Origin of the sequence: Brevundimonas sp. EAKA, from assembly GCF_000698025.1 — a bacterium.
In the GTDB taxonomy this organism is placed as follows: domain Bacteria; phylum Pseudomonadota; class Alphaproteobacteria; order Caulobacterales; family Caulobacteraceae; genus Brevundimonas; species Brevundimonas mediterranea_A.
In genome coordinates, this window is record NZ_JMQR01000090.1 from 1 (window position 1) to 12,739 (window position 12,739).

At 68.1% G+C, this 12,739-nt stretch carries 13 protein-coding genes; 9 read left to right on the top strand and 4 right to left on the bottom strand.

All coding sequences use genetic code 11. From position 1 onward, the window contains the following. A partial coding sequence (locus tag ER13_RS12330) for a DMT family transporter (RefSeq protein ID WP_035309649.1) occupies positions 1–857 on the top strand: 857 nt, incomplete at its 5' end. A 30-nt stretch (positions 858–887) separates the two neighbouring features. Continuing rightward, on the top strand, positions 888–1,418 hold the full coding sequence (locus tag ER13_RS12335; RefSeq protein WP_035309651.1) for a DUF1003 domain-containing protein: 531 nt from the start codon (positions 888–890) through the stop codon (positions 1,416–1,418). Between the two features lie 4 nt (positions 1,419–1,422). Here ER13_RS12335 and ER13_RS12340 read toward each other — a convergent pair whose 3' ends face one another. Continuing rightward, complete coding sequence (locus ER13_RS12340) at positions 1,423–1,998, bottom strand: superoxide dismutase family protein (protein ID WP_035309653.1); 576 nt, start codon at positions 1,996–1,998, stop codon at positions 1,423–1,425. 122 nt (positions 1,999–2,120) lie between these two features. Between ER13_RS12340 and gyrA the strand changes: the two genes are divergently transcribed. The 5 genes from gyrA to ER13_RS12365 all read left to right on the top strand — a co-directional run bounded on the left by gyrA (position 2,121) and on the right by ER13_RS12365 (position 8,432). Next, positions 2,121–4,898: a DNA gyrase subunit A gene (gene gyrA, locus ER13_RS12345; protein WP_081836224.1), complete on the top strand. Its 2,778-nt coding sequence runs from the start codon at positions 2,121–2,123 to the stop codon at positions 4,896–4,898. 176 nt (positions 4,899–5,074) lie between these two features. Then, the gene (locus ER13_RS12350; RefSeq protein WP_035309655.1) at positions 5,075–5,887 is read left to right on the top strand and encodes an aminotransferase class IV; all 813 of its coding nucleotides are present in this window, start codon (positions 5,075–5,077) and stop codon (positions 5,885–5,887) included. A gap of 265 nt (positions 5,888–6,152) precedes the next feature. Then, positions 6,153–6,641 carry a pantetheine-phosphate adenylyltransferase gene (coaD, locus tag ER13_RS12355; RefSeq protein WP_008263176.1) on the top strand — a complete coding sequence of 163 codons (489 nt, stop codon included), beginning with the start codon at positions 6,153–6,155 and terminating at the stop codon, positions 6,639–6,641. Between the two features lie 8 nt (positions 6,642–6,649). Further along, on the top strand, positions 6,650–7,531 hold the full coding sequence (locus ER13_RS12360) for a peptidylprolyl isomerase (RefSeq protein ID WP_035309656.1): 882 nt from the start codon (positions 6,650–6,652) through the stop codon (positions 7,529–7,531). Positions 7,532–7,559: 28 nt separating this feature from the next. After that, on the top strand, positions 7,560–8,432 hold the full coding sequence (locus tag ER13_RS12365) for a peptidylprolyl isomerase (protein ID WP_035309659.1): 873 nt from the start codon (positions 7,560–7,562) through the stop codon (positions 8,430–8,432). Between the two features lie 3 nt (positions 8,433–8,435). Here the strand turns inward: ER13_RS12365 and ER13_RS12370 are convergent, their stop codons facing one another. Then, positions 8,436–9,536 (bottom strand): Ppx/GppA phosphatase family protein, encoded by a 1,101-nt coding sequence (locus ER13_RS12370; protein WP_035309661.1) that lies wholly within the window; start codon positions 9,534–9,536, stop codon positions 8,436–8,438. A gap of 147 nt (positions 9,537–9,683) precedes the next feature. Here ER13_RS12370 and hspQ point away from each other — a divergent pair, with 147 nt between their 5' ends. Both hspQ and phhA read left to right on the top strand, forming a co-directional pair. Further along, the gene (hspQ, locus tag ER13_RS12375; protein WP_008263584.1) at positions 9,684–9,992 is read left to right on the top strand and encodes a heat shock protein HspQ; all 309 of its coding nucleotides are present in this window, start codon (positions 9,684–9,686) and stop codon (positions 9,990–9,992) included. A gap of 56 nt (positions 9,993–10,048) precedes the next feature. Continuing rightward, positions 10,049–10,924, top strand: coding sequence for a phenylalanine 4-monooxygenase (gene phhA, locus ER13_RS12380; RefSeq protein WP_035309663.1), 876 nt, complete (start codon positions 10,049–10,051; stop codon positions 10,922–10,924). Here phhA and astB read toward each other — a convergent pair. Beyond that, positions 10,921–12,258: an N-succinylarginine dihydrolase gene (gene astB / locus ER13_RS12385; RefSeq protein WP_035309665.1), complete on the bottom strand. Its 1,338-nt coding sequence runs from the start codon at positions 12,256–12,258 to the stop codon at positions 10,921–10,923. The two genes, phhA and astB, sit on opposite strands and share 4 nt — an antisense overlap. A gap of 157 nt (positions 12,259–12,415) precedes the next feature. After that, on the bottom strand, positions 12,416–12,739 hold a 324-nt coding region (locus ER13_RS12390; protein ID WP_155988152.1), incomplete at its 5' end, for an aldehyde dehydrogenase family protein.

Consider the following 12,739-nt stretch of genomic DNA (forward strand, 5'->3'; position numbering starts at 1 on the left):
CCGCCATCGTGGCGATCATTGTCGTTTGGGGCGTGAACAATGCGGGGGCCAAGCTGGCGACCGAGACCCTGCCGCCGTTGCTGGTCGGGGCGATCCGTTTCGGTCTCGCAACGGCCTGTCTGATCGTCTTCGTCCGTCCGCCGTTCCCGGACTGGAGGAGCCTGCTGCTGATCGTCATCGTCGGCGGGCCGATCCAGTATGGTCTGGCCTACACCGCCTACTGGATGGCGACCGACGTCAGCCCCGTGACGGTGGCCAACCAGCTGTGGATTCCTTTCACCGCCCTGTTCGCCTTCCTGATCCTGGGCGAGCGACTGAGCAGGGCCGCCCTGGTCGGCATGGGGGTGGCCTTTGTCGGCGTGGCCTGGATGACGCTGGACGCCCATGCGCTTCAGGACTGGAAAGCCATCCTGGTCGCCATCGCCGCCGGGGCGGCCTGGGGCGTGACGACGGTGGTCGCGCGGCGCACGACCTCGATCCCGCCGCTGAAGATGCAGGGGCTGCTGGCGCTCGGCGCCTTTCCGGTCATGGCCTTCGGTTCGGCGGTGTTCGAGCACGGGCAGTGGGAGGCGGTGAAGTCCGCCACGCCCATGGTCTGGGCTTCGCTGCTGTGGGCGGGGATCGTCTCCTCGGTCCTGGCCACCACCCTGTTGTTCTGGCTGGTGCAGCGGCGCGAGGCCGGGCGGGTGACGCCCTATCTTCTGGTGACGCCCGTGGTGTCGATGCTGATCGGCTGGGGCTTGATGGGCGACGTGCTGACGCCCCAGATCCTGACCGGCTCGGCCATCACCATGGGCGGGGTGGCCCTGGTCGCCCTGGCCGAACGGGGCTTGCGCGCGGGGGCCGCCAAGGCTTGATCTGTTTCCTGAGCGATTCAGGAATCCGTCATGCCCCACGCCCCTCTCGACGCCGATCATGTTTCCCGCCGCTGGCTGGGCAAGGAGACGCATGAACTGGCCGCGAACGAGGCCAGCGTCGTTCGCAGCGCCGCCGAACGCCGCCCGATCTCGGAGGATGTGAACGAGGCCTTCGACGACCGCCAGAGTTTCGGCGACCGTTTGGCCGACCGGGTGGCGGAGTTCGGCGGATCCTGGACCTTCCTGATCGCCTTCGGCCTGTTCCTCGTGACCTGGACGTTGCTCAATCTGGTTCTGAGACGGGATGCGTTCGACCCCTATCCCTTCATCTTCCTGAACCTGATGCTGTCGATGATCGCGGCGGCCCAGGCGCCGATCATCATGATGAGCCAGAACCGTCAGGCCTCGAAGGACCGGCTGGACGCCGGCAACGACTACCAGGTCAATCTGAAGGCCGAGATCGAGATCATGGCCCTGCTGGACAAGGTCGAACACCTGACGGCGCGCCAGCAGGAGCAGACCGAAATGATCGAGCGGTTGCTGGCCGAGAAGGGGCGTTAGGGCGTCAGCTCGCGCTCAACGCCGCGCAGGCGACCCGATCGCCGGCCCCGCCGATGGGCTGGCTCGAGTGGTCGTCGGGATTGGCGTGGATGATGATCGCCGACCCGTCGGCGTCCCACAGCCATTGGCCGGGCCCTTCCGAGGAAATCCGCGCGCGGGTGGTGAAGAGTTCGGCGTTCACCTTGCCGTCGGCGCCGGCGTAGACGTTCGGCAGATCGCCGTCGTCCGGCCCCGCCGCGTTCAGCAGGCCGTGCGGCGCCTTGGGCTCGCCGTGGTTGATATGGGCTCCGGACGAGGTGAAGGGCGCGGCGCATTCGCCGGTCGCATGGATATGGATGCCGTGCCAGCCGGGCGTCAGGCCCGAGGCCTCGACCTTGATCACCAGGCCGGTCGGTCCCTGGCGCAGATCGACGCGTCCAATATTGGCCCCCTGGGCGTTGATCAGAACGGCCTGTCCGGTCGCGCCGACGGGCGCGCGTTCGGCCTGCATCTGGGCCGCGTCGGCGGTTGAAGCGCAGGCCCCGGCGAGGGCCAGCGGGGCGGCGAGAGCGAGGGCGGCGGCGAGAGGCGTGAAGCGCATGTGGAACGTCCTTTCAGAGACGGGCTTTCACGGCGACGTCGCTTTGCCACCGAGGCCCTGGAATGCTAGAAATCGTCACAGCGGATCACGTTCCGATTCCGGCCGCATAAAGCCACGCTTCCTTGACCGACGACAGCTACGAAAACGCCGCAACTCCGATCGTTCCGGGAGGCGGCGGCTCCGACATTTCCACGATCACGATCGAGGACGAACTGAAGCGTTCGTACCTCGACTACGCCATGAGCGTGATCGTCTCGCGCGCGCTTCCCGACGCCCGTGACGGCCTCAAGCCGGTTCACCGTCGCATCCTGTATTCGATGCACGACCTGAACATGACGCCCGAGCGCAGCTATTCGAAATGCGCCCGCGTGGTCGGCGACGTGCTGGGCCGGTTCCACCCCCACGGCGACGCCTCGGTCTATATGGCCCTGGTGCGGATGGCCCAGCCCTTCTCGATGGGTCTGATGCTGGTCGACGGCCAAGGGAACTTCGGCTCGGTCGACGGCGATATGCCCGCCTCGATGCGTTACACCGAGGCCAAGATGGCCCCGGCCGCCGTCGCCCTGATGGCCGACATCGACAAGGACACCGTCGATTTCCAGCCCAACTACGACGAGAAGGAGCTGGAGCCGGTCGTCCTGCCGAGCCGGATCCCGAACCTGCTGGTCAATGGCGCCGGCGGCATCGCCGTCGGCATGGCGACCAACATCCCGCCGCATAATCTGGGCGAGGTCGTGGATGCGGCCCTGGCCCTGCTGGACGATCCCAACGTCACCGACGACGCCCTGCTGGACATCGTGCCCGGTCCCGACTTCCCGACCGGCGGCGAGATCATGGGCCGCACCGCGCCGCGCAACGCGCTGCGCGACGGTCGCGGCTCGGTCGTCGTGCGCGGGCGCGCCTCGGTGGAAGAGATCCGCAAGGATCGCGAGGCCATCGTCGTCACCGAACTGCCCTATCAGGTCAACAAGCAGACCCTGATCGAGCGCATCGCCGAAATGGTGCGCGAGAAGCGTCTGGAAGGCATTTCCGACGTCCGCGACGAATCCGACCGCCAGGGCATGCGGATCGTCATCGAGCTGAAGCGCGACGCCTCCGGCGACGTCATCCTGAACCAGCTGTGGCGCTATACGGCGATGCAAAGCTCGTTCGGCGTCAACATGCTGGCGCTGAACCACGGCCGGCCCGAGCAGATGGGTCTGCGCGACCTGCTGCAGATCTTCCTCGACTTCCGCGAGGAAGTCGTCGTCCGCCGCGTCAAGTTCGAGCTGAACAAGGCCCGCGACCGCGGCCACGTCCTGGTCGGTCTGGCCGTCGCCGTCGCCAATATCGACGAGGTCATCCACATCATCCGTTCCTCGGCCGATCCGACCGAGGCGCGCGAACGTCTGCAGGCCAAGCCCTGGCCCGTCGGCGACATGATGGCCCTGGTCGAACTGATCGCCGACCCCCGCAGCGTCGTCATCAACGGCGACAGCCTGCAACTGACCGACGAACAGGCCCGCGCCATCCTGGCCCTGACCCTGTCGCGCCTGACCGGCCTGGGTCGTGACGACATCTTTGGCGAGGCGAACGGCCTGGCCGACACCATCCAGGGCCACCTGACCATCCTGTCGGACCGCAAGAACGTCCTGGCCATCATTCGCGACGACCTGATCGACGTGAAGGACAAGTTCGCCGTGCCGCGTCGCACCCTGATCGGGGAAGGCGACGGCGAGATGGAGGACGAGGACCTGATCCCGCGTGAGGACATGGTCGTCACCGTCACCCACGGCGGCTACGTCAAGCGCGTCGCCCTGAACGCCTATCGGACCCAGCACCGCGGCGGCAAGGGCAAGTCCGGCATGACGATGAAGGACGAGGACGCCATCACCGGCGTGTTCAGCGCCTCGACCCACACCCCGGTCCTGTTCTTCGCCACCAACGGCAAGGCCTACAAGCTGAAGACCTGGCGCCTGCCGCTGGGCAATCCGCAGTCGCGCGGCAAGGCCTTCGTCAATCTGCTGCCCATCGAGCCGGGCGACAGCATCATGAACGTCCTGCCCCTGCCCGAGGACGAGACGACCTGGGGCGACTACGACATCATGTTCGCCACCAGCTCGGGCGACGTGCGCCGCAACAAGCTGTCGGACTTCGCCACGGTCAACCGCGCCGGCAAGATCGCCATGAAGCTGGAAGGCGACGACCGCATGGTCGGCGTCGGCCTGTGCACGGCCGACGACGACGTGCTGCTGACCACGGCGCTGGGTCGGGCGATCCGGTTCAAGGCCGACGATGTGCGCGTGTTCAAGGGCCGGGATTCGACCGGCGTCCGGGGCGTGCGCCTGCAAGACGGCGACGAGGTCATCTCCATGGCCATCCTGGGCCGCGTGGATGCGACGCCGGAAGAACGCTCGGCCTACGTCAAACACGCCAACGCCATGCGCAAGGCCCTGGCCGGCGCGGAGGCGGAAGAGGATGTCGCGGCTCCGGCCGAGGCTGAAGACGAGGTCGCCGACGCCGCTCTGACGGTGGAGCGGATCGCCGAACTGGGCGCCGCCGAACAGTTCATTCTGACGGTCACCGAGACCGGCTTCGGCAAGCGCTCTTCGGCCTATGAGTATCGTCGCACCGGCCGCGGCGGTCAGGGCCTGACGGCCCACGGCCTGGGCGGTCGCGCCGGCACGCGCCTGGCGGCGGCCTTCCCGGTTGAGGAGACGGACGACCTGCTGCTGGTCACCTCGGGCGGGCAGATGATCCGCACGCGGATGGATCAGGTCCGCATCGTCGGCCGCTCCAGCCAGGGCGTCACCATCTTCCGCACCGGCAAGGACGAAAAGGTCGTCTCGGTCGAACGCCTGCCGGAAAGCGGCGGTTCGGATGAGGCGGACGTCGCGAGTGAAGAGGGTGGCGAGGACTAAGTTCAAACCCTCTCCCGCCGGGAGAGGGCTTGAGCGCCCGAGAGCATAGCGATCGATCTTGCGCGAAAGGGTGAGGGGAACGGTGGTGCGAACTGGCCCACCAGCGGACCCCTCATCCGGCCCTTCGGGCCACCTTCTCCCGCAAGGGGAGAAGGAAGGAGGAGAGGGAAGCGGCCATGACGTCTGACATCCTGATCGACGGCCTTCCCGCCAGCCCTGACGACCTGGCCCACCAGGCCCTGGTCAACTACGGCGCCTACACCTCCTTCCGCGTCGAGCACGGCGCGGTCCGCGGCCTGGATCTACACCTCGCCCGCCTTGACCAGGCCGCCGTCGAACTGTTCGGCGAAAGCCCCGGCGAGGCCGAGTTCCGGCGTCTCTTGGCGCTCGCTGTTGAGGGACGTGACAAGGCCTGGATGCGGGTCAGCCTGTTCTCGCCCGAGATCGGCCATCGCAACCCGTCCTTCGTAGGCCGACCCAAGGTGATGACCGTCGTCTCGCCGCCCCCGCCGCCCCTGGCGACCCAAATGCGGGTGACGGCTGTGCCTCATGGCCGCGAGACGCCCCACCTGAAACACGTCGCCACCTTCGGTCAGACGCGCGTGCGCCGGGCCGTGCGGGCGGCGGGCTTCGACGACGCCCTGTTCGTTGATGACCAGGGTCATGTGTCCGAGGGCGTCACCTGGAACATCGGCTTCATCCAGGGGGATCGCATCGTCTGGCCCCAGGCGCCGATGCTGGCGGGCGTGACCCAGGTCCTGATCGCACGCGGCTTGGCCGGGCTCGGCATATCGTCGCAGACCCGCCCGGTGCATCTTTCGGAAATCACAGGCTTCGACGGCGCATTCCTGTGCAACAGCGCCACGCCGGCCTGTCCCATCACGGCAGTTGACGACACGGTTTTCGCCGTCGATCCGACCCTGCTGACGGCGATCGAAACCGCCTGGGCCGCCAATGACCCGCTGCCCTTGACGGTCCAGCTCTCCTAATTCTGCAAGAAAAGCCTAATGAATTCAGCGTCGCCGTCAGCGAGCTCAGCAATCGGCGCGCCTGGGTTTACGGCGGGCGTAAAATCGCGCGATGACCGATGTGACGCCAAACCCCGCCCCGCCGTCCACCCGCCTACTTTGGCGCTTTTGGCGCCTTGTCACCCTGTTTTTGCGACACGCCTCCACGCCAACGGCCTGCTAGGCCGAACCTTTCGCACCTGCTAAGTCACGCCGAACAGCAGGCGACAGGCTGGGGAGACACGCCATGCGCATCGGACTCTATCCGGGCACCTTCGATCCAGTGACCAACGGTCACACCGACATCATCAAACGGGCGTTGAAGCTGGTGGACCGGGTGGTCATCGGCGTGGCCCAGAACGACGACAAGGGGCCGTTGTTCACCACGGCCGAACGGGTCGAGATGCTCCAGGCCGAGGTGGCCAACCTGGGCGGCGATATCGTGGTCCAGCCCTTCTCGACCCTGCTGATGCATTTCGCGGAAGAGCTGAACGCCAATGTCATCATTCGCGGTTTGCGCGCGGTCGCCGATTTCGAATACGAGTTCCAGATGACGGCCATGAATCAGCGCCTCAATCAGGACATCGAGACGGTATTCCTGATGGCCGATCCCCGGCATCAGGCCATCGCCTCGCGGCTGGTCAAGGAAATCGCCCGTCTGGACGGCGCGATCGACAGTTTCGTCAGCCCCGCCATCGCCGCGCGCGTGCGGGACAAGGTCAAGAACAGAGGATGAGTGCGTCAATGCGTCTTGGTGTGATCGCGGCGGCCGCCGCCGCTCTTCTGGCGTCGGCTGCGACCCAGGCTCCGGCCGTGGCCCAGGCCCAGGCCCAGGCCCAGATTCAGGCTCCCGCTACCGACTGGCGCACCGTCACGCCCGAGAACCTGCTGGTTATCGACACGCCCAAGGGCCGGATCCTGGTCGAGTTGACGCCGGTCGCCGCGCCGGCCCATGCCGAACGCATCCGCACCCTGGCCAACCAGGGCTTCTATGACGGGCTGAAGTTCCACCGCGTCATCCCCGACTTCATGGCCCAGACCGGCGACCCCCAGGGCACCGGCGAGGGCGGCAGCGAACTGCCCGATCTGAAGGCGGAGTTCAGCTTCCGTCGTGGTCGTGACGCCGGCTTCGTCGCCGTGCCGAACGCGGGACAGGGCGTGCGCGGTCTGGTCGGCGTTCTGCCGGTCGAGACCCAGCCCGACGCCCAGATGATGATCACCGCCGACTTCAAGGTCGAGGCTCACGGCCTGTTCTGCCCCGGCGTCCTGGGCATGGCCCGCGCCGGCGCGCCCGACAGCGCCAACAGCCAGTTCTTCCTGATGATGGGCGACCGGGACCAGTTGAACGGCGTCTACACTGCCTTCGGCCGCGTGGTTTCGGGCCTGGACGTGGTGAACAAGCTGAATAAAGGCTCCGACGCCGAAGACGGCAAGGTCGCCAACCCCGACGTCATGACGCGGGTCCGCATGGCCTCGGCCCTGCCGGAAGGCGAACGGCCCACCGTCCGTGTGCTGAATCCGGCCAGCGCCGCCTTCGCCGAACGGATCGCGGCGGCCCGCACGGCGCGCGGCGGCAGCTTCAATATCTGCGACGTTCAACCGGTGGCCGAGGTCGTCGGCGGCTGATCGCCAAAATAGAGGGGAGGGCCGGGGGATGACCATTCGAAACACGCTGATGGCGGCAGGCCTTGCGGCGCTGCTGGCCAGTCCGGCTCTGGCGCAGCAGGCGGCTGTGCCGCCGCCCCCGCCCGGCCCGACCGAATGGCGCGCCGTCGCGCCCGACAATCTGCTGGTCATCGACACGACCAAGGGCCGGATTCTGGTCGAACTGGCGCCCGAGATCGCCCCGGCCCATGTCGAGCGGATCAAGCTGCTGGCGTCGCGCGGCTTCTACGACAACCTGGCCTGGCACCGGGTCATCGACTGGTTCATGGCCCAGACCGGCGACCCCCTGGGGACCGGCGACGGCCAGAGCTGGTATCCTGACCTGAAGGCGGAGTTCACCTTCCGACGCGGACCGGACATGGCCTTCACCCCGGCCGCCGCGCCGGCCGGGGCCCTGATCGGCTTCTACCATTCCCTCCCGGTCCAGACCCAGCCCGACGCCCTGATGACGGGGACGGCCGACCGCAAGGTGCATGGCTGGGGCCTCTATTGCCCCGGCGTCGCCGGCATGGCCCGCGACGAGGGCAATGACACCGCCAACAGCCAGTTCTTCCTGATGCGTCAGGCCTATCCCGCCCTGGACAAGCGCTACACCGTCTGGGGCCGGGTGGTCGTGGGACTCGACATCGTGCGCGCCCTGAAAGCCAGCCCCAATCCGGACGGCGTCGTCACCGATCCCGACCGGATGACCCGCGTCCGCCTGGCGTCCGACTTGCCGTCGGCCGAGCGCCCGGCGGTGCAGATGCTGAACACCACCTCGCCGACCTTCCGCGCCCTGGTCGATCAGGCGCGTCAGGCCAAGGGGGCGGACTTTTCGGTCTGCGACATCGACGTGCCGGTGCGGCTGGCGGCGGCGAGCTGACGCTCAGGTCGCCGTAGGGCCCCGGCCTCGGCCCCGCCGACGCCTGCGCCGCTTGGGCGGCTTCTTGTCTTCGCGCATCTGCTGCAGCAACAGGCCTTCGCGCAGACCGCGGTCGGCGACCCGGACCCGCTCCGACGGCCAGGCCCGCTGAATGGCCTCCAGGATCGCCGCCCCGGCCAGGACCAGATCGGCCCGGTCCGGCCCGATACAGGCCTCCTTGGCCCGGCCGTCCGGCCCCAGGGCCTTCAGCCGCTCCGCCGCCGCCTCGCAGTCGCCGCGCGTCATCCATAGTCCATCGACCCGGTCGCGATTGTAGCGCGGCAGGTTCAGGTGAATGCCCGCCAGGCTGGTGATCGCGCCCGAGGTGCCGACCAGATGGGCGCGGTCCGCCAGGAACAGCTCCATCATGGCCGCATCCTCGATCCCGCCCGCCGCAATGGCCGCGCCCATGTCGTTCACCATGGCTTCGTACCAGTCCTCGCCGGCGCCTTCCGGCTCCGGGTGGCGCTCGGCCAGGGTGACCACGCCCAGGGGCGCGGACATCCAGGCGGTGGTCTTCCAGTCGGCGTCTTCCCGCTTCAGCCAGGACAGTTCGGTCGAACCGCCGCCGACATCGATGATCAGCACGGCCTCGGCCTTGGGATCGATCAGGTTCAGACAGCCCTCGACCGCCAGCCGCGCCTCTTCGGCCGGATCGATGATCCGCAGCCGCAAGCCGGTGCCCTTGCGCACACGATCGATGAACTCGGCGCCGTTCTCGGCCGCGCGGCAAGCCTGGGTGGCGACCGCGCTCAGCCGAACCGACTCCACGCCCTTCCTGACGATCCGGTCGGCGCACAGGGCCAGGGCGTCATAGGCCCGGTCCATGGCGCGTGGGTCCAGCCGTCCCGTGCGGGACAGGCCTTCGCCCAGCCGCACGATCCGGCTGAAGCTGTCGACCACCCGAAAGCCGTCGCGCGACGGCCGCGCGATCAGCAGCCGGCAATTATTGGTCCCCAGATCGAGCGCGCCATACAGGGGCGCGTCCCGACCCGCCGCATCCCGCTCGCGGGAAGGCTGGGACCGCTCGTCGCGCCGTCGGGGCGCGCCGTGGGTCTCCGGCATGGGCCGTCATTCCGATGTGGGCGGTCCAAAGCGGCGCCCGTCCGGATCAGCCTAGCCCGCGAAGATCGTCCGCGCCAAGCCATTCTGTCAGGAAGATGAACGGACCTGTGGGCGTCCCGGTCATCCGCGCCAGCGTAACAAGACCTCATGACCCAGGTTCACACCGCCCGTTTCGCCATCGGCCAGATCGTTCGTCACCGCGACAACGCCTTTCGCGGCGTGGTGATGGACGTCGATCACGGCTACGCCGGCCCCGCCGTCGAAACCGGCGCTGTGGCGGCGGACCAGCCCTTCTACCGCGTCTTCGCCCTGGGCGAGGACGGCGGCTTCGTCGCCTATGCGGCGGAGGGGGTGCTGGAAGACGGCCAGTCCGTCCTGCTGCCCGATGACGCCCAGCGCTGGTTCACCACCGACGCCGAGGGCCATCACGCCCCCCTGCATGAAGGCATTCACTGAGGAAGACTTGGAAGGGGCGTCCGCCGGGCGTTAGGATGGGGCAAAGAGGAGCGTCCATGTCCGACTTCGAACACGTCTTCGAACAACCGCCAGAGGGCGCGGCCGCCGACTGGACCATTCCCCAGAACTGGGCCGCCTATACCGAGGTCGAACACCAGACCTGGGACACGCTGTACGCCCGCCAGATGAAGATCCTGCCCGGCCGGGCCTGTGACGCCTTCCTGAACGGGCTGAGGGCGCTGGACCTGAATGCAGGCGGAATCCCCGAATTCGAGATCATCAATCCCAAGCTCCAGGCCCTGACCGGCTGGACCGTGGTCTGCGTGCCCGGTCTGGTGCCCGACGAGGTCTTCTTCGATCACCTGGCCAATCGCCGCTTCGTCTCGGGCCAGTTCATCCGCAAACCGGACCAGTTGGATTACCTCCAGGAACCCGACATCTTTCATGATGTCTTCGGCCATGTGCCCATGCTGACCGACCCCGATTTCGCCGCCTATATGGAGGCCTATGGCAAGGGCGGACAGCGCGCCGCCGGTCTGGGCATGTTGCCCAACCTGGCGCGGCTCTACTGGTACACGGTCGAGTTCGGCCTGATGCAGGAGGCCGGAGCCTTGCGCATCTACGGCGCCGGCATCGTCTCGTCGGCGACCGAAAGCGTCTTTGCGCTCGAAGATCCGTCGCCGAACCGGCTGGGTTTCGACCTGGAGCGGGTGATGCGGACCCTGTACCGGATCGACGACTTCCAGCAGGTCTATTTCGTCATCGACAGCCTGGAAGCGCTGAAGGACGAGACGCTGAAGGACTTCGGCCCCGTCTATGACGCCCTGAAAGGCCAGGCCGACCTGCCGATTGAGACCGTCCTGCCCAGCGATCAGGTCTTCACGCGCGGCACTCAAGCCTATGCGTCCAGGGGCGGGCGGTTCGCGGCCTAGGGCCGCTGGAACGGATAGAAGCCGCCGCCCAAATCCAGAATCGCCGTCAGTTCATCCAGCGCGCTCCGGCTCTCGTTTAGCAGGGCCGGATCGGCGAGGTCGGCGGGGCGCAATTCGTCGCGGTACCAGCGCTCGCCCCATGTTTTGAGCCGAGCGTGCAGCGCATCCGTCAGGCGCATGGCCGGGTTGGTCGCGGCCAGCTCGGCCTCGGTCAGCACGACCCGCAGGCGCAGGCAGGCCGGCCCCCCGCCGTTGCGCATCGACTGGCGCACATCGACGTACCGGACCTGGCCTATGGGGCCGTTTGAGGCGGCCAGGGATTGCGCCACCGCATGGCTGCGCGGGTTGTCGCGGGTCTCGGTCGGACAGATCAGGGTCAGGCGGTCCTCGCCCGGAATCTGGATCAGCATCGAGTTGAACAGGTAGCTGCTGATGGCGTGGGCCAGGGGCAGGTCGGCGGACGACACCTCGACGAAGATCGGGTCGAACAGGCCTTCGGCCGCGCGACGGATGGCGGCCTGGGTTCCGGCCGTGTCCTCGAAGGCGAGGTCGTGGAAGAACAGGGTGTCCCGCGCCCCGACGCAGACCACGTCATTGTGGAAGGTGCCGCCGGCGATGGCGGCCTTCGACTGCTGGGCCAGGACGACGCCGCTGGCGCCGTGGCGACGACCGACGGCCTGCGACGCCTCGCGCGTCTGGCGGGCGGGGTAGGGGCCGTCCCAGGGCGTGAAGGCCTCGCGCCCCCAGACCAGCAGATTGACACCCGGCGCCCCATGCTCGGCGCACAGGCGCACATGGTTGGCGGCGCCTTCATCGGCCAGATGGGCCACAGAGGGCAGGGCGTTATGGACGGCGAAACGATCCGCGGCGGGGAACAGGGCGTCCAGCGCCCGCTTCGTCTGCTGATGCTCCAGCGACCGGTGCAGATTGGTGACGAGATTGGCGGGTGTGAAATGCACCCGACCGTCGGCGGCGTCGGCGCTGGGCGTCACGGTCGCGGCGTTGGCGGCCCACATGGGCGAGGCCGAGCAGGCGGCGGCGGCGAAGGCGGGGGCGTCCTTCCAGGCCTGCTCCAGCACCTGGGCGTCCGAGCCGGTGAAGCCCAGGGTCCGCAGGAAGGGAATGTTCGGCCGCTCATGCGGCGGCAGGACGAACTGGGGCAGGCCCAGGTCCGCCAGGGTCTTCATCTTGTCGAGCCCCTGCAGCACCGCCGCGCGCGGGTTCGACGCCTCGCCCTTGTTCAGGCTGGAGGCGAGATTGCCCGGCGACAGGCCGGCGTAGGAGTGGGTCGGCCCGATCAGGCCGTCGGCATTAGCTTCGACGGCGGGGGTCATTCGGCCCTCTCCCCTTGCGGGAGAGGGAGGTCGCGCACGACGGCGCAAGCCGTCGTCCTGGCGCGAGCGGGTGAGGGGTCACGCAGGCGGCCGGCAGGGAGAAACCCCTCATCCGACCCGCTGCGCGGGCCACCTTCTCCCGCAAGGGGAGAAGGAATCACGACCGTAACCCCTTGATCTCGCCTTCGATGTTCGCGACCGCGTTGGCCTCGAAGCTGGCGACCGGATAGGCGCAGTAGTCTGCGGCGTAATAGGCCGACGGCCGGTGGTTGCCGCTGGCGCCCAGGCCGCCGAAGGGCATGTCGCCGGCGGCGCCGGTGGTGGGGCGGTTGAAGTTGACCACGCCCGCGCGGATGCGACGGGGGAAGGGGGTCCCGGTGGCTGGGTCGGCGCTGACCAGACCCGCGGGCAAGCCGCAGCGGGGGGCGGTGGCCGCCTGGCACGCACGGCCGCATGGCGGGGGGCGCAGCACCCACAGGGG